Below are 15,949 nucleotides of genomic sequence, written 5' to 3'. Positions count from 1 at the left end.
TGGAGAAGTTCTCCTGGTCATTTGACGGTATAGAGTTCTCTGATTCGGAGCCCCTGCGGCTCAAATATGGCGAGCGGGTACGCATCACTTTGGTCAACGACACCATGATGACCCATCCGATTCATCTGCATGGTATGTGGAGCGATCTTGAGGATGAGAATGGAAAGTTCATGGTTCGCAAGCACACGATCGACATGCCTCCAGGTTCGAAGCGCAGCTACCGCGTGACAGCCGATGCGCTCGGGCGTTGGGCTTATCACTGTCACCTACTGCTTCACATGGAAATGGGCATGTTTCGTGAAGTCCGAGTGGACGAGTAAGAGGAACTTTATATGGGAAATTTTATGAAGCGTAAAACTCTTATCGGCAGCGCGTTAATGTTCAGTCTGCTGGGCGTAATGAATATATCAGCTGCGTTTGCAGAGCAAACGCATGATCAGCACAAGCAACCATCGGCTTCGTCGCAAAATTCAGGCAACAAGCCGGCATCTCAGACAAAAGGCTCCTCTAACTCAGAAATGGACCACGGCGACATGGGTCATGGCTCGATGGACCATGGTGAAATGGACCATGGCAAGATGGATCATGACCCGAAGGCTACTGGTACTGAGGTGGATTCGCACCATGACCACTAGATCTTCTCGCTTTGCTCTTATTGCGCTCGGAGTTTCGTTGAGCGCAGCGGCTGGACGGATAGCCAACGCCGCCGAGATGATGGATCACTCGACGCATCAAACCCCTCCTATTCCGGCAGCTCAAGCCCCTGCATCTTCTGCCAAGCCCGCGGCAATGAATCATGGCTCCGGTGGGCAAATGGACCATTCTGCAATGGGTCATGGTGCGATGGACCATAGCAAGATGAACCATGGCCAAATGAAGCATGACGATACGCTCGAAATGCCCGGCATGGTTCATCCCTCGTTCATTCCAGTATTGACCGATGCGGATAGAGAAGCGGCTTTCCCTGGTCTTCAAGGTCATACGGTCCATGACAAGGATCTGGCCTGGTTCCTTCTGCTAGATCAACTTGAGTACCAGGACGCAAATGAAGGTAGCACCCTCAGTTGGGAAGCTACTGCCTGGGTTGGTGGCGATATCAATCGGTTCTGGTTTCGCTCGGATGGTGAGCGAACGAATGGCGTTACTGAAGATGCGGAAATTCAGGCGCTCTACGGGCGTGCCATCAGCCCCTGGTGGGATGTGGTAGCAGGTGTTCGCCAGGACTTTAAGCCCGAGTCGCCGCAGACGTGGGCGGCTTTAGGCCTTCAGGGGCTGGCTCTGTATGGATTCGAAGCGGAAGCCACCGCCTTTGTTGGTGAAGGTGGGCAGACAGCAGCACGCTTAGAAGGCGAATACGACATCCTTCTAACGAACAGGCTCATCCTCCAACCGACTGCCGAGTTCAATTTCTATGGCAAGGACGATCCTGCGCGCGGAGTAGGCGCTGGTCTCGCAAACACAGAGGTGGGGCTCCGCCTCCGATACGAAATCGTTCGTGAGTTCGCACCGTACATCGGCGTCACGTGGAGCCGGGCATACGGTAATACCGCTGATATGGCGAGAGATGAGGGCGAAGACCTAGATGAGGCGCGGTTCGTTGCTGGCGTCAGGCTTTGGTTTTAAGGACCTTCGATGAAAAGAATAATTATTAGCTTCGCTGCCTTCTGCGCACTAGGCCTGTTGGTGGTGGCCGGTGTTGTTTTCTCGGGACTAATAAACGTTGCCGCGGATGATCCTCATACGGGAGTCGTGCACGCATTCCTGGAAACTGCTCGCAATCGCTCGATTGAGGTTCGTTCCGAAGACATAGTCGTGCCATCTCTCGACGATGAAGACCAAATCCGCGCCGGGGCGGGGAACTACGACTCGATGTGTGTGGGTTGTCATTTGGCGCCAGGCATGGCTGAGACCGAGCTAAGCAATGGCCTTTATCCCGCTCCACCCAGCCTGGCTGAAGCGGGGCTATACGGTGACCCAGCAAAAACATTTTGGGTCATCAAGCATGGCATTAAGGCCACTGGGATGCCTGCGTGGGGTAAAAGCATGGCTGACCCGTACATCTGGGGAATGGTGGCTTTTCTGCAGAAGCTTCCTGAGTTAGATGAAGGAGCGTATCGAGCACTCGTTGCGTCTAGCGGTGGTCACCAGCATGGTGGTGGGGAGACCCCAGCTGGGCACGGTCAACAACATGGTGAGGTGGCCTTGGACGACCACCATCAGGGCGACAGTGGCGACTCGGATCACCATGGCTCTAGCAGCTCAAGTGATGCAGCCGGCCAATCAAACTTTGGTCACCATGGTAATAATGAAAGCGATGACCATCATGCGTCAGAGGAGCCCCAGGCGGTTAAACACAGCAATGGCAATGGCGGTGACAACGCCGATGCGGAAGGCAAATCTCCTTCAAAAAACCATGTACACGCAGACGGGAAGCAACACGACCACTAACATCCGGTATGTCTGTACCTAAGCGGTTCTGACCAGGCTCTTAGAAAGACGCCTCGGCACAAGCAAAGGGGGTCGGTCTTAGGCCATCCTAATTCGACGCAACGGTACCGGAGGGCTTTTCACAACCATTAGGCCGCAGGTCTAGTGACTCTCATAGTTAAGGGCTTTCGCTCCGGCCGTTCCCCATTGGATGCTCCCAGTCGTGGCGACCGGGAGCTCCCCATACCCCACCGGTTATCTAGAACAGACTAGCGAAGCCGGCTAAGCCATCGGAAGTTTGGCTCATCGTCTCCAACTGTCACCGCATACATCATATTCGGTACCGTTGCGCACCTTACAGCATTGTAATGAAGTTGGTCGAAACGGGCTCGGTAGGAGCGTGTCGTAATTCAGTGCCTGCTAATACGCTTATGAGGTATTTGGCTAGTAGGCACCGACGACATACCACTATCGAACCCTGGAGAACGCAATGACAAACTCAATGTTCGCTTCCTGTATCCAAGCTTGTTCGAACTGTGCCCTAGTGTGCGAAACGTGCGCCTCTGCTTGCCTGCGTGAGGATGACGTAAAAATGATGGCTCGCTGCATCGAGTTGGACCGTGACTGCGCAGACATTTGTAGGTTGGCCGCCACACTGATGAGCCGTGAAAGTGAGTACGCCAAGGAGTTCTGTGCCCTTTGCGCCAAGATCTGCCGCGCATGCGGTGAGGAATGCGCGAAACATCAGATGGATCACTGCCAAGAGTGTGCCAAAGCGTGCATGAAGTGCGCTGAAGAATGCGAGCGCATGGCTGCGTAACAATCTCGACTTGCTGCTCTGGCAAAGCTCATATCTCGTTGCCAGAGCCGCTTCGCCGGATTGACCGTTATATCCCAGCATGTGCAGAAGCTCAGCCAGCTGACTTGCTAGCAGAAAAGCCTAGATATCCGCTGGCCTAGCTCACCCAAACCTGCGCGCGGTCGCAACACCGTAACGCTTTTTTCTCTTGCCGCAAAGTAACCGATACTACAGTGCTGGGGACTAGATCTATGGAGCATCAAGGAGAATATCTACGCCAAGGCGCCACGTCGTCCGATATGGGTATGGATGCGCATATGCAGATGATGGAGCGACGCCATCTCGCGACGCTGTGGTGCCACTTCGTCAATGTATTGCTCGGCTTTTGGGTGCTGAGTGCGCCCTTCATCTTCGGCTACATGAACGTAGCGCCGGGTGACCTTGATCTGCCACGCCTGGCAGCCGAACGTAATTTGCCTGAAGTCGCCACCCGCGCGTTGCTGATGACCTGGAACGACGTCATCAGCGGCGCGTTGATCGTGTTGTTCGCCATCCTCTCGCTCAAACGGATTAGCTGGGCGCAATGGGCCAACACGGTCATGGGATTGTGGTTGATGTTCGCGCCGCTGCTGTTCTGGACTCCATCCCCGGCGAGCTACGGCAATGCCTTGCTGGTCGGTGGGCTGGTGATCGCCTTCTCTACTCTGGTGCCGATGATGCCCGGCATGAGCATGCAGGGCATGATGCAAAAGGCTGCAGTGCCGCCGGGCTGGGATTACAACCCTTCGACTTGGCTGCAACGCCTGCCAATAGCCATCCTCGCCGTGATCGGCATTCTGCTCGCGCGTTATCTGGCCGCTTATCAGCTTGGCCATACCTCGAACGCCTGGGATCCCTTTTTCGGCACCGAACCTAACGGCACCGAGACCATCATTACCTCGGACATGTCGCGCGCCTGGCCGGTATCCGATGCAGGGATCGGTGTGATGGCCTATATGATCGAGCTGCTCATGGCGGTTATGGGCGATGCCCGGCGCTGGCGCACCATGCCGTGGATGGTCGCAGCGTTCGGCGTGGTGGTCGTGCCCCTTGGCGCGGTGAGTATCTTCTTCATCATCGCCCAGCCGATTTTCATCGACACCTGGTGCACGCTGTGCCTGGTTCAGGCCTTGGCCATGCTGGTGATGATGCCTTACGCACTGGATGAGCTGGTCGCCATGGGGCAGTTTCTGAAAGACGCGCGACGTCGCGGCAAGCCGTTCTGGAAGACCTTTTTCATGGGCGATGCAATGGAAGGCGCCCGCGAGGACAACACGCCGGAGTTCGACGGCAGCCTCTCCTCAATGACCCTCAAAGGCCTTCGCGGAGTAAACCTGCCCTGGGGGCTCGCGCTGCTGTGCATTCTAGGCGTCTGGCTGATGTCGACCCGGTTGATCTTCGGTACCGACGGCGCGATGGCCAACAGTGATCACCTGATGGGCTCGCTGCTGATCACCGTCTCGGTGCTGGCCTTTGCAGAAGTAGCTCGCCCGCTGCGGTTTCTGAATCTTCCCATCGGCGCCTGGTTGATCGCCGCGCCCTCGTTCCTAGACGGGGCAGGATTCGCCGCCACGATCGGCAGCCTGATCGCTGGTCTGCTGGTAATAGTGCTGAGCCTTCCGAAGGGGGTGATTAACCACCGTTATGCCGGCTGGAACGCGCTGTTGCGCTAAGCCAATGCAATCCAACCAGCACAGGAGTCGAACATGACCGACCGCGCAAAAACCGCCGTGATTTGTGGCGGGACCGCAGGCATAGGAAGAGCGACAGCTCATGCGTTCGCGCAAGCTGGCTTTCGCATCGCAGTGATCGCCCGCGGCGAAGAGGGGTTAGCCGATACCCGTGCTGAACTGGAGGAAAAGGGCACCATGACGCTGGCGATTTCAGCGGATGTGGCCGACGCCGAGGCGGTCGATAAGGCAGCCGAGCGTATCGAGGCGGAGCTGGGTCCGATCGAGATATGGGTCAACGCCGCGATGGCTACGGTGTTCGGCCCGGTCAACAAAACCAGCGCGGCGGAATACAAGCGGGTGACCGAGGTGACCTATCTCGGTTTCGTTCACGGCACGCTGGCAGCGCTGCGCTATATGGAGTCGCGCAACCGAGGCACCATCGTCCAGGTGGGCTCGGCCCTCTCCTATCGCGCGATTCCCTTGCAATCGGCCTACTGCGCCGCCAAGTTCGCCATCCGCGGGTTTACCGACTCGCTGCGCTGCGAGCTGATCCATACCAACAGCCGCGTACGGCTGACCATGGTGCAGCTGCCGGCACACAACACGCCGCAGTTCGACTGGTCGCGCAACAAGATGCAAAAGCGTCCGCAGCCAGTCCCTCCTATCCATACGCCAGAGGTCGCCGCGCGCGCCATCCTCCGTGCAGCGACCGACGCACCCCGCGAACTTTGGCTGGGGCGCGCCTCGTTCCAGGCCATCATTGGCAATATGTTCATGCCCGGCCTGCTTGATCGGATGATGGCCAAGCAGGCCTGGAACGGGCAGATGACCGACGAACCGGCTAGCGATGAACAGCCGGACAACTTGTTCCAGCCGGTAGTTGGGCTGCATCGCCTCGAAGGGCGCTTCGGCGACCAGACAAAAGGAAAGGCACTGGGCCTAAGCTCCGAAACCGTGGGCAAGCTGGCTGCGGGTGCCTTGGCGTTGGTAATGGTGTTTGGCGTAGCGGTAGTTGTTGCTATTGCCAGCTAGCCGGGTCGCATCAATTGGATCAGGCAAAAGCGCCCGTTGAACGCGGGCACGTTAATCAAAAGAACCGAGGCTCAGTGCGGCATTGATCAAACCCACATGAGAAAAGGCCTGCGGTATGTTGCCTAGATGCTGGCCGCTTCGGGTGTCGAACTCCTCAGCGAACAGGCCGTGCTCACCCTTGCGTTGCAGCAGCTGTTCGAAAAATTCCTTTGCCTCTCGAGGCCGGCCGGTTTGCACTAATGCCTCGACGAGCCAAAAGCTGCATATGAAGAAGGCGCCTTCTCGGCCCTGTAGCCCATCCGAAATTTCAGCAGGGTAGCGCCGTAGCGCGACGCCGCCTTCGTCCAGTTGTTTACGGATCGCATCGACCGTATTGATGAAACGCTCGTCGCTGCCTTCGATGAAACCAACACGTGCTAACAGCAGAAGGCTGGCGTCAAGCCTATCGTCATCGAAGGCCCGGATGAAATGGCTGCCGTCGGCGCTGACACCACGACGCAGGACTAACTGACGTAGAGCCTCGGCCTGATTGACCCAGCTTTCCTCATCTCCATCTAGGTCATGGCGGCGCTTCAGCCAAAGCGCACGCTGTAGGCCGGCCCACGCCATAACCTTGGAGTGCACATAGTGGCGCGGCGCGCTGCGCATCTCCCAAATGCTTTGGTCAGGCTCCTGCCAGTGCGCGGCAATGAAATCAGCAGCGGCGCGCATATGAGGCCAGTGCGCCCGCATCGCATCGTCACCCATGCTATCGCAGATGCTCACGCACTCCAGCAACTCGCCATAAACATCCAGCTGAAACTGGCCGTCGGCAGCGTTACCTACACGCACCGGCCGCGAGCCGCGATAGCCATCAACCCCTTCGATATTACGTTCTGGCGGCGGCGCAGCACCGTTTACATCGTATAGCACGGCCAGCGGCGTCCCATGCTGCTCAATGGTTCGCTGCATCCACTGGGCCCAACGATGTGCCTCATCTCGACAACCGAGGCCGAAGAGAGCACCAAGTGTCAGCCCCGCGTCTCGGAACCAGGTATACCGATAATCCCAGTTACGCTCGCCGCCCAAGCGTTCAGGTAGGGATGTCGTTCCAGCAGCTACAACCGCCCCGCTGGGTTCGTATGTCAGCAACTTAAGAGTGATAGCGCTACGCACGACGTCGGCCCGATAACTAGCGGGGCAATCCAGCGCTGCACACCAGTCACGCCACGCTTTCAACGTCGCCGCAATCCGAGCTGGCACTGATTCAATCGATACAGGAACGGGTGGGGCATCTTGCTCTAAGGAAACGCTTAGACAAATTCCGGCACTCCCTCCTGCATCTACTGAGAGGACTCCCTGCCAGCCTTCACCGTCTGGATACAGTGCGCAGTCCGCTTGAAGCAATAGCTGTTGCCGCTGATACGAATAGATTAAACCTTCGGCCGAAAGGCTTGCCTCACCGGCTACGCTTCCGAAATCTGGACGGGGCTCAAACATCAGCGTGAACTCACAACGGCCAGCTAGTCCGTCTACCTGCCAAAGCAAGCTTTGCTGATCGTCTGATCCAGGCCACTCCATACAAAGCGTGACACGGGCGGACCCGGACGCGCTGTGCACCTCGAACTCCAATACTGCAGAATCGTCCAGATAATGCGTTTTGAGGTCACCCGGTGTCGACAGCTGCAGGCGCCCACCACGATCGCGATCGAGCAGCGGCCAAATCAGCGGTGTGCCATCGAAGCACCGGGGACAGAACCATTCCACGTTGCCATCTGGGCCGACCAATGCCATGGAGCGACCATCACCGACGGCCGCCAGCGAAGCGATCATTGGATATTCTGCCTTTCCAGCTGTCAGCTGCTGATCAATTCTCATAGTTCTCTTCATGTCGGTGCGCTTACAGGCGATTCAAAGGCCAGTCTAGACTGCTGCTTCAAAGCGGCAGGCTCGCGTTGAGTTTATAAATACTTCGGAGCTGACATGAAGAGCAACCCGAGGTAAGCCTGCTTTATTAACCCTAATGATGGACAGCTTATGCCGGGTGCGCGGTTCGCTCGGTCGAAAAGCCAAATGCTTACAAAAATGTAATCACTAGCTCAGCTTCATGACAGGGTATATGAACAAATTTGCAGAAATAGATGGTCTGAGAGGCGGCATAAGTATGGTCCTAGCCCATCGAAACAGGCTCAGTAGCAGCGGCCGAATCTTTAATACGGAGATCACCTTTATGAAATTGTTGATACCTTTTTACCTTGTCGGATCGATGATGCTGTCTCCCATAGCTTGGGCTGAAGGAGGAAGCGACCGCACTCTCGAGCGCCTTCAGCAACTGCGCGATAAAGCTGAAGCGGTTTTGGTTCAAGCAGAGAAAGCGCCAGTCTGCGAGCGCCAAGTGCATATGAAAGAACATATGGGAATGCTCGAAGAAATGATGAGCCAGCTCCATAAAGATCATCCAGGGCCAGACGTCTCTACCGAGGAGCATTTGGCTTGGATGGAGAAGCACGACAAATTGGTAGACGATGTACTAAAACAAATGATTCGCGAACATAAGCTGATGACGGCTAATAGGGAGTGTCATCCGTAATAAATCGCTACTCTTCCAGCCATTACGATTACGGACGCTCTCTGGCTTTGCACCGCCCGACCAAGTGCCAGGTCGGGAGTAAATCCTACAGGCTGATCGACGTAATTCTGATCAGCACTGTTTTTTTCAAACTTGATAGGATCGTTGATGAGGATTAGTTTCGAAAAGGCTCTAGGCGGGCCAGAAAAAGCGCTCCTCTACACTGCCAAAAGAGCAGAGGTGCTGAGCAACAATATAGCCAATGCTGATACACCCAATTTCAAAGCCAGGGATTTGAATTTTGCCTCGGTGTTTGCCGCTCAAAACAAGCAGGCAATTAACACTGAGTTTTCACTGGCCAAAACTAACCAGAGTCATATAAATACTGGTGGCTTGGAGGTTACTCTTAGCGATGCGGCCCTACTCTATAGGGTTCCCAATCAACCGTCGCTTGATCAGAACACAGTCGACGTTCAGGTTGAACAAGCAAAATATGCGGAAAATTCGATTCGTTTCCAGGCTGCATTTACTCGGCTGAACGGCGCATTCAAGGGTTTAATGATGGCCCTGAAAGGTGGGTGAAAAGGCAATGTTCCTTTGGCTCTGCGCCCCGTAAGGAACATCTGGGCTGTGCGAGACAGGCTCTCACCCGCTTTTAAACAACAGTGCCTCAATTCGATCGTGTTCTTCCCGTGTCGGTAGAGCGGTTGAATTTACCTTGTCATCACTATTCGGCTGGCGATTTTCCGGTGGGCCAATTTCAGGGTGGTAAGCGCCATCTGCGTCGAATGCAACCCAGCCGTACCATTCTCGGATGACTTTGGAAGGATGGCCATCCTCCATTGCGACATACCAGTCCGCCAATCGGAAACGCTTACCGGCAAGCTTAGAAGTAGCCATTTCGGCTCGAACCAGCGCCAGATATAGCGGGTGCGGCAGTTCCTCTACGGCGCTGGTTTCGTCGAGCAAGAACGTGAACGAGGCGTGCGACGGTTGCTCTGTAGAACCGGCTCGCTCCTCTTCCTCGCCTAAGGTAAACACAGGAGCAAAACCGCCCCCCTCTGTTCTGAAGTTGGTCGTCTGGCCTTGGTAGACCCTGGCAGCGTTCCACTGCACCTCGCCAGCATAAGCGTACGCGCGCAGGTCAAACTTCATCGGTCGTACCTGAGGGTCGGCGACGGTTCTACGCTCGCCAGGAGCTACAAGGGACTGGGCGACGTAGTTTCCGCCAACGATTTCTTCCCAAACGCGCTTGGTGAGCTTGTCTCCTCGGTATGCACCGCGACTACCAAACCCGCTGACGGGCTTGAAGAAGAGGCTACGGCGGTTTTGCCAGAGGTGCTCTGCGTTACCATGCCCGACAGGCACGGTAAGCGGGACGTATTGGGCCAATACGGCTCGGATTTGCTGACCAACGCCAATCTCTTCCAAAAAACGTCCGTTGGTTAGGTCAACCAACCGGCGTTTGTCGGCATAAAGGGCATAGGCCTGAGGGTGCGGCGTTACCGTCACGACATCAGCCAAATAAGCGCTGCGCAGCGCGCTGCAATTGTCACCTTCCAGATAGAAATCGGTGAGTCGGTTATAGACGAGATCCACAGGCTTTCCGTCGACCAAGAGGCACTCGTTGTGAAAGGCCAGATCGGCTGGGTCTGCGATTAGGCAGTCGATTCCTGCTGACTCGAATAACCGCTGAAAAAGAAGGAACTCCGGATACAGGTATTGGGCTTGTGGGCTTTCATCCAAGATCACCACGCGCGTGAGCGGACGTTGCTCGCCGCTCGCAGACCATTCTTGGGCGAACATATGCAGAATCGATTGTTCGAAGCCTCCGGGCCATTCCTGCCCCGGCGATAGTCCGACTACGCCGCTGCAACAACTGCGCTGCGCGCGGGCGAGCAATACGTTTAGCATCGCTCCGCCCGCATTTGTGTTTATTTCGATGAGCCCAAGCTTGTCCTCATCCAGATGAAAATCGTAGCCAAAGAAGACGCCCCGCGCGCGACGAGGGTTGTGTTGCGCAATAGGGGGGGCGGAATCCAGAGCATGCTCGCGCCAAGCGGGCAAACTCACGGTTCGCTCGATGGCTTGGATGACCTCACGCACCTGACGCAGTCGCGACGGCGAAACAAATACCGGTCGAGCAGCAAATACATGGGGGCAACGTGACTTCAATAGCTCTGACAACTCGGGATTTCCAAGCTGTTCGGACAATGCATTTGTGAGCGCAACCTGATCCAGGCTCACGCAGAAGCACGCTTCGTTGAGCGCTGCGGCCGTCGTACCGCATTTTCTCGATGAGGACGCTGTCACGGGAACCTCCAGGATCAAACATACAGGTTCGAAAGGCGTGACCTCTTTCGGTTCAGCCAGGCATTTCTCTAAAGCGTAGGTCAGGGTCGTTGTGGGCATCTGCCATTAACTAGACATAAGCCTTGGAAGCGTCATTGTAAAAGTCGTGCGTCCCTCAGCTGATTCACAAGCGATGCGCCCTTTGTGCGCTTCTACTATTGAACGAGTGATAGCCATGCCGAGGCCCGCGTTCAACGTAGTACCTTCGCGCCTTGCGGTGTCGACCCTGTAGAAACGGTCGAATATCCGGGTTTGAAGCTCGGCTGGAATAGTTATGCCGCGGTTGGAAATAGCCGTGGAAACCGAAGCGCCGCTCTCGCTTATTTCAACGCTTATGGTGCTGCGTTCCTCCGCATACCGAACTGCGTTAGAGACTATGTTTGAAATAGCCCGTCTTAGCATTGATTTGTCCCCATTCACCGATCCATCGCCTGAAAGAGCGATTTTTACATTTTTTTCCTCGGCTGCTAGCTCGTAATATTCGATAACGCTAGCGGCAATCTCAGCTATGCTGGCATCTTCGGCACTGGGCGTAATCTTTCCGTTGTCCGCCTTGGCTAGGAACAGCATGTCATCGACCATCTTTGACATGCGCCTAAGTTCTTCGAGGGCGGAATACAAAATGTTCTTGTAGTCGGTATTCTCGCGGTCGCGCAAGAGCGCGACCTCCATTTGGGTAAGCATGCTGTTCAGCGGCGTTCTTAGCTCATGCGCGATGTCCGCTGAGAAACCTGACAGCCGGAGGAAAGAATCATCCAAGCGCGAGAGCATTTCATTGAAGTTAGCAACGAGTTCATGAAGTTCGCCTGGTACTGACTCGGTCGGAATCCGCGTATCTAAGCAGTTGGCGGTTACGGTTGAAGATGTCTTGGATAGTTCGCCAATGGGCTTCAAGCCCTTTTTGATCAGAACAACACCTAGTGCCCCACTTAGAAGCGCACTGATCACGAGCGTATAAGCAAACCATTGCTGAATCATCTCGAAGAAGTGGACTCGATGCGTTACATCCAAAGCCAGATAGATGACTGCGTCTTGCCCTTCGACCCACTGATCTACTTTTCTGGTAATGCCACTGTACTGGTGCCCATCGAAATTTACTGCCCAGCGTTCCTCTTGATTATCCGTGACGAGAGGAAGCAAGCGCTCAGAAAAATTGTGGTGTGAGTAAACCGTTTTGCCGTCTATCACTACCGCAGTTGCAAACCCGAAAGAGTGCTCAATGACCGCATCGATCTTTGAGGTGGCCTCCTGTCCGAAAGCCGTACTGCTACGTAGCATATGCTCTACGGCAGCGGCTTTTTCACTCAGCACTTGCGCATCCTTGCGCTCGAAATGCAGCTGGCAGAAATAATAGAAGCTGATTGCGGCGACCATCAGCACAACCGTAACCACGAGCATGAAAACCACCGCCATTCTGCTCGTCAGTGAAACTTTTTCCATCAGTACGGTCCTGGTTAGGCCAAGCACAAAAGCAGGCAGGGCGTCCGGAGGAGCCTTACCTGCTTCGATATGGTCGTTGCAGTATCGTTCGTATTCAAGACCTGGTCTGGACCTTCACCATTTTAGCGAGCTTCCGGCTTTGACGGTCTCCTTCATCCACCACATCCTTTCATCATTCCTCGCATGTCGCCTACCCTTGATATTAACTTTGACAGGTTAGCCGTTATTTACGCCAATCGGGGCGCTCAAAAACTCTACCGTATGAATTTTCCCGTCAGGTGTCTTTACCCTCATCTCGTAGGTTTGGACTTTGGCGTTAGTACGATAGTTTTGAATCATGTCAGTCTTGCCGTTCGCCCCTGCAGGTGCAATGTTAAGCACCTCACCTTCTTTAACCAACTTCTTAAGAGTGGACTTGGTTTCCGGATCATTCAAACGATGCAGCGTGCGTTCGCTTCCGCCTTCAGCTAACGCAAAAGATGAAGCAGCAGTTAGAATAAGCGGGAAAATCACTTTGTTCATACGGTTCATGGTTTTGACCCTTTGGTTAGTTGATACCGATATGTTATAAGTGCAAGACTTACAAGAATCTGTTCTCAACGTTACAAAGCTGTAATTTCTCTCTTTTAATCGAGCTATGCCCGTCGCATATACGGCGAGCGCTTCTGCACTTACTGTTTTTCGATGCGGGTGACCGTGGAGTCCATTCCCTGCGAGGAGAAATCGAACTGGACCTTATCGCCTTCTTTTAGCTTTTGGAGCTGATCAGGCTTTGCTTTGAATCCCATCGTCATTGCGGGCCAGCCCAAGGCCTTGACCGGGCCGTGGGCAATGGTGACGGTCCCGCTTTCGGTATTCACCTTCTTGATCGTGCCAGTAGCCGTAGCGGTCTGTGCGGCTGATTTATGGTCCATTTGCATGTTCATGCCTTTATGATCCATAGGCATGCCATCCATGGGCTTCTTGTCGGCAGCATAGGCGGCTGGGACCAAGAAAAGTGTGGCAAGGGTAATGGACATGATGTTCATGAATGTCTCTCCAGATCTGTAGGTTGCTGCGGTATGCAATTGCCGGCGGCGCAAGAGAAAAAATCTATCTATCCTTTGAGTGTGGTTTTTTGCGTTGCTTAAACGTTATTGAGTCCGAAGGGCAGTCCTCGGAATTCCACGATATGGGTCACGTCATCAGGCGTTCTGATTTTTATCTCAAACGTTTGGGGACGGCCATCATACTTGCTCCTTTGCATAACCCCACTTTTACCTGTGGCACCTGCAGGCCCTACACTTAGCACTTTGCCTTCCTCAAGTAGCGCCTTAAGTACTGGCTTGGCTTCTTTATGGCGCTGAATAACTTGATCAGAATTTTGTTCTGCCATTGCGAAAGAGGAGGCGGCAGCGAACATAGTAAAAAGGATGGTTTTGCTAATGGCTTTCATGACTAAACTCCTGATTGTTTGATGCCTATAGCTTAATGGCACAACACTTACAGTAAGCTGTTCTTCAAATTACAAAGCTGTAAGCGCAACCTTTTGTATTGCTGCGACCGCCGCGTATGTGGCGGTCGCTTGCTCCTTTGCTTTTTATGTGAATCGAATAGTCGAAACCATGCCTTTTCAAGATGAACTCTACATTCAACCAGGCCCCGTCTTTTAAGGAAGGCTGAGGTGCTTGATTTTCACGGATGTTCACCAGTGGGTTTGGTTGCGTGCTGGGCCTGCAATTGCCGGCGGCGCATCAGCAGGTAGGCTGCCGGCAGAACGAACAGGGAGAGCAACGGCGCGGTGATCATCCCGCCCACCATGGGCGCGGCAATACGGCTCATGATTTCGCTGCCGGTCCCGCCGCCCCAAAGGATGGGCAGCAGACCGGCGATAATCACTGCTACGGTCATGGCCTTGGGGCGCACCCGCTGCACAGCGCCTTCGCGGATTGCGTCGAGCAGTACGCCTTCGCCATGGGCTCCAGCGTTAACCCGATCTGTCCATGCGTTCTTCAAATACAGCAGCATAATGACGCCGAACTCAGCAGAAACGCCTGCCAGTGCGATGAAACCGATTCCTGTCGCTACGGATAGGTTGTACCCGAGCAAATAGAGGAACCAGACGCCACCGGTTAGGGCGAATGGCAGCGTGGCCATGATCAGCAACGCCTCCCCAAAGCGCCCAAACGTGAGGTAGAGCAAGACAAAAATGATGAGCAAGGTAGCCGGCACGACGAGCTTCAGCTTCGCGTTAGCTCGCTCCATGAATTCGAATTGGCCGGAATAGCTGATGCTCATGCCGGATTCGAGCTGGACCCCTTTGCTGATCTTTTCCCTCAGATCGCCCACCACAGCCGCCATGTCGCGGCCACGAACATCGACGTAAACCCAGCCCGACAGCCTTGCGTTTTCGCTTTTAAGCATGGGCGGTCCGTCTGTCACCTGTACTTTGGCCACGGTCCCCAACGTGATCTGGCTGCCTTGCGGCGTGTAGATCGGTAGGTTGCGCAGATCGGATATCGAGTCGCGCCACTCGCGGCCATAGCGGAGGTTGATCGGATACCTGGCGAGCCCTTCCACGGTTTCACCAATGGTTTGACCACCGATGGCACCGGCCACGATCGATTGCACGTCCGCGATATTCAGGCCGTAGCGTGCGGCGGCGACACGATCGATATCCACATCGATATACCTGCCGCCGGTCAGTCTCTCAGCAAGTGCCGAACTGACCCCAGGCACCGTTTTGGCGATTTTTTCCACTGCCTGGGTGGCTTTGTCGATCTGTGCCAAGTCAGTGCCATACACTTTCACCCCGATCGGGCTCTTGATACCCGTCGCCAGCATATCGATACGGTTTCGAATCGGCGGGATCCACAGATTGGCTAATCCAGGTACCTGTACGGTGCGATCCAACTCCTCAACCAGCTTGTCAGGCGTCATCCCAGGGCGCCATTGATCCTTCGGCTTGAACTGAATGGTCGTCTCGAACATTTCCAGCGGGGCGGGATCTGTAGCGGTGTCGGCTCGACCAGCCTTACCGAACACGTGTGCAACTTCTGGGACCGTTTTTATGAGCCGGTCCGTCTGCTGCAGTAGCTCAGAAGCCTTCTGAGCGGAGAGGCCTGGAAGCGCAGTGGGCATATAAAGGAGGTCACCTTCATCCAGCGGGGGCAAGAACTCCCCACCAAGGCGAGAGGCCGGCCACAAGCCTGTCAGGAAGACCAGAACAGCCACCAGCAGAGTCATCTTGGGCCAGCGCAGTACCGCGTCCAGGGCCGGCTTGTAGATCCAGATGAGGCCACGGTTGAGTGGATTACGGTGTTCGTCAGGGATTTTGCCCCTGATCCAATACCCCATGAGCACCGGAACCAGCGTGACAGACAGGCCCGCGGCGGCTGCCATTGCATAGGTTTTGGTGAACGCCAGTGGACCGAACAGCCGGCCTTCCTGCGCCTCCAGGGTGAACACTGGTATGAACGACAGCGTGATGATCAGCAGGCTGAAGAACAGTGCCGGCCCCACTTCAACAGCCGCGTCAGTAATGACCTTCCAGTGCTCCTGGCCCTTCAAGGTGGAGTCAGGATGCCGCTTGTGCCAGGCCTCAATGTGCTTGTGGGCGTTTTCGATCATGACGATTGCTGCATCGACCATCGCTCCGAT

16 protein-coding genes are annotated in these 15,949 nt (G+C 55.1%); 9 read left to right on the top strand and 7 right to left on the bottom strand.

The genetic code is table 11. The features are described from left to right. From BM275_RS21605 to BM275_RS21575, 7 genes are all read left to right on the top strand, one after another. Positions 1-320, top strand: a 320-nt coding sequence (locus BM275_RS21605; protein ID WP_167362185.1) for a multicopper oxidase domain-containing protein, incomplete at its 5' end; no start/stop codon positions are given. 24 nt (positions 321-344) lie between these two features. After that, on the top strand, positions 345-635 hold the full coding sequence (locus tag BM275_RS21600) for a hypothetical protein (RefSeq protein WP_208607493.1): 291 nt from the start codon (positions 345-347) through the stop codon (positions 633-635). Beyond that, positions 625-1,623 (top strand): copper resistance protein B, encoded by a 999-nt coding sequence (locus BM275_RS21595; protein ID WP_090523532.1) that lies wholly within the window; start codon positions 625-627, stop codon positions 1,621-1,623. Before BM275_RS21600 ends, BM275_RS21595 begins: the two co-directional genes overlap by 11 nt. Positions 1,624-1,632: 9 nt before the next feature. Then, positions 1,633-2,448, top strand: a complete 816-nt coding sequence (locus BM275_RS21590) for a c-type cytochrome (RefSeq protein WP_090523529.1) — start codon at positions 1,633-1,635, stop codon at positions 2,446-2,448. 469 nt (positions 2,449-2,917) lie between these two features. Continuing rightward, the gene (locus BM275_RS21585) at positions 2,918-3,247 is read left to right on the top strand and encodes a four-helix bundle copper-binding protein (protein ID WP_017245518.1); all 330 of its coding nucleotides are present in this window, start codon (positions 2,918-2,920) and stop codon (positions 3,245-3,247) included. Between the two features lie 230 nt (positions 3,248-3,477). Beyond that, a complete protein-coding gene (locus BM275_RS21580) occupies positions 3,478-4,938 on the top strand; it encodes a vitamin K epoxide reductase family protein (protein ID WP_230697812.1) in 1,461 nt (486 codons plus the stop codon). 33 nt (positions 4,939-4,971) lie between these two features. Next, on the top strand, positions 4,972-5,970 hold the full coding sequence (locus BM275_RS21575; protein WP_017245520.1) for an SDR family oxidoreductase: 999 nt from the start codon (positions 4,972-4,974) through the stop codon (positions 5,968-5,970). Between the two features lie 51 nt (positions 5,971-6,021). On the opposite strand, the gene BM275_RS21570 is transcribed toward BM275_RS21575, so the two are convergent. Then, positions 6,022-7,827 carry a glycoside hydrolase family 15 protein gene (locus BM275_RS21570; protein WP_158525221.1) on the bottom strand — a complete coding sequence of 602 codons (1,806 nt, stop codon included), beginning with the start codon at positions 7,825-7,827 and terminating at the stop codon, positions 6,022-6,024. 352 nt (positions 7,828-8,179) lie between these two features. On the opposite strand from BM275_RS21570, the gene BM275_RS21565 reads away from it, so the two are divergent. After that, positions 8,180-8,539 carry a co-regulatory protein PtrA N-terminal domain-containing protein gene (locus BM275_RS21565; RefSeq protein ID WP_026006590.1) on the top strand — a complete coding sequence of 120 codons (360 nt, stop codon included), beginning with the start codon at positions 8,180-8,182 and terminating at the stop codon, positions 8,537-8,539. Between the two features lie 147 nt (positions 8,540-8,686). Continuing rightward, a complete protein-coding gene (flgB, locus tag BM275_RS21560; RefSeq protein ID WP_017245523.1) occupies positions 8,687-9,100 on the top strand; it encodes a flagellar basal body rod protein FlgB in 414 nt (137 codons plus the stop codon). A 63-nt stretch (positions 9,101-9,163) separates the two neighbouring features. Here flgB and BM275_RS21555 read toward each other — a convergent pair whose 3' ends face one another. The 6 genes from BM275_RS21555 to BM275_RS21530 all read right to left on the bottom strand — a co-directional run. Beyond that, positions 9,164-10,930, bottom strand: a complete 1,767-nt coding sequence (locus BM275_RS21555; RefSeq protein ID WP_230357661.1) for a hypothetical protein — start codon at positions 10,928-10,930, stop codon at positions 9,164-9,166. 6 nt (positions 10,931-10,936) lie between these two features. Beyond that, on the bottom strand, positions 10,937-12,310 hold the full coding sequence (locus tag BM275_RS21550) for a heavy metal sensor histidine kinase (RefSeq protein ID WP_042922864.1): 1,374 nt from the start codon (positions 12,308-12,310) through the stop codon (positions 10,937-10,939). A gap of 216 nt (positions 12,311-12,526) precedes the next feature. Then, positions 12,527-12,841, bottom strand: coding sequence for a co-regulatory protein PtrA N-terminal domain-containing protein (locus BM275_RS21545; RefSeq protein WP_042922862.1), 315 nt, complete (start codon positions 12,839-12,841; stop codon positions 12,527-12,529). Between the two features lie 140 nt (positions 12,842-12,981). Further along, on the bottom strand, positions 12,982-13,338 hold the full coding sequence (locus BM275_RS21540) for a copper-binding protein (RefSeq protein WP_017245526.1): 357 nt from the start codon (positions 13,336-13,338) through the stop codon (positions 12,982-12,984). A gap of 98 nt (positions 13,339-13,436) precedes the next feature. After that, the gene (locus tag BM275_RS21535; protein ID WP_042922860.1) at positions 13,437-13,745 is read right to left on the bottom strand and encodes a hypothetical protein; all 309 of its coding nucleotides are present in this window, start codon (positions 13,743-13,745) and stop codon (positions 13,437-13,439) included. 239 nt (positions 13,746-13,984) lie between these two features. Further along, the coding region (locus BM275_RS21530) for an efflux RND transporter permease subunit (RefSeq protein WP_139229602.1) at positions 13,985-15,949 on the bottom strand (1,965 nt) is incomplete at its 5' end.

This window comes from Stutzerimonas kunmingensis, assembly GCF_900114065.1.
In the GTDB taxonomy this organism is placed as follows: domain Bacteria; phylum Pseudomonadota; class Gammaproteobacteria; order Pseudomonadales; family Pseudomonadaceae; genus Stutzerimonas; species Stutzerimonas kunmingensis.
Note: the sequence above shows the minus strand (reverse complement) of the source record. Positions and strands in the feature narration are given on the sequence as shown.

What these genes read in the sequence shown, in the direction of transcription:
- BM275_RS21600 (WP_208607493.1), top strand. Translation starts at nt 345, where the DNA reads ATGAAGCGTAAAACTCTTATCGGCAGCGCGTTAATGTTCAGTCTGCTG.
- BM275_RS21595 (WP_090523532.1), top strand. Translation starts at nt 625, where the DNA reads ATGACCACTAGATCTTCTCGCTTTGCTCTTATTGCGCTCGGAGTTTCG.
- BM275_RS21590 (WP_090523529.1), top strand. Translation starts at nt 1,633, where the DNA reads ATGAAAAGAATAATTATTAGCTTCGCTGCCTTCTGCGCACTAGGCCTG.
- BM275_RS21585 (WP_017245518.1), top strand. Translation starts at nt 2,918, where the DNA reads ATGACAAACTCAATGTTCGCTTCCTGTATCCAAGCTTGTTCGAACTGT.
- BM275_RS21580 (WP_230697812.1), top strand. Translation starts at nt 3,478, where the DNA reads ATGGAGCATCAAGGAGAATATCTACGCCAAGGCGCCACGTCGTCCGAT.
- BM275_RS21575 (WP_017245520.1), top strand. Translation starts at nt 4,972, where the DNA reads ATGACCGACCGCGCAAAAACCGCCGTGATTTGTGGCGGGACCGCAGGC.
- BM275_RS21570 (WP_158525221.1), bottom strand. Translation starts at nt 7,827, where the DNA reads ATGAGAATTGATCAGCAGCTGACAGCTGGAAAGGCAGAATATCCAATG.
- BM275_RS21565 (WP_026006590.1), top strand. Translation starts at nt 8,180, where the DNA reads ATGAAATTGTTGATACCTTTTTACCTTGTCGGATCGATGATGCTGTCT.
- flgB (WP_017245523.1), top strand. Translation starts at nt 8,687, where the DNA reads ATGAGGATTAGTTTCGAAAAGGCTCTAGGCGGGCCAGAAAAAGCGCTC.
- BM275_RS21555 (WP_230357661.1), bottom strand. Translation starts at nt 10,930, where the DNA reads ATGCCCACAACGACCCTGACCTACGCTTTAGAGAAATGCCTGGCTGAA.
- BM275_RS21550 (WP_042922864.1), bottom strand. Translation starts at nt 12,310, where the DNA reads ATGGAAAAAGTTTCACTGACGAGCAGAATGGCGGTGGTTTTCATGCTC.
- BM275_RS21545 (WP_042922862.1), bottom strand. Translation starts at nt 12,841, where the DNA reads ATGAACCGTATGAACAAAGTGATTTTCCCGCTTATTCTAACTGCTGCT.
- BM275_RS21540 (WP_017245526.1), bottom strand. Translation starts at nt 13,338, where the DNA reads ATGAACATCATGTCCATTACCCTTGCCACACTTTTCTTGGTCCCAGCC.
- BM275_RS21535 (WP_042922860.1), bottom strand. Translation starts at nt 13,745, where the DNA reads ATGAAAGCCATTAGCAAAACCATCCTTTTTACTATGTTCGCTGCCGCC.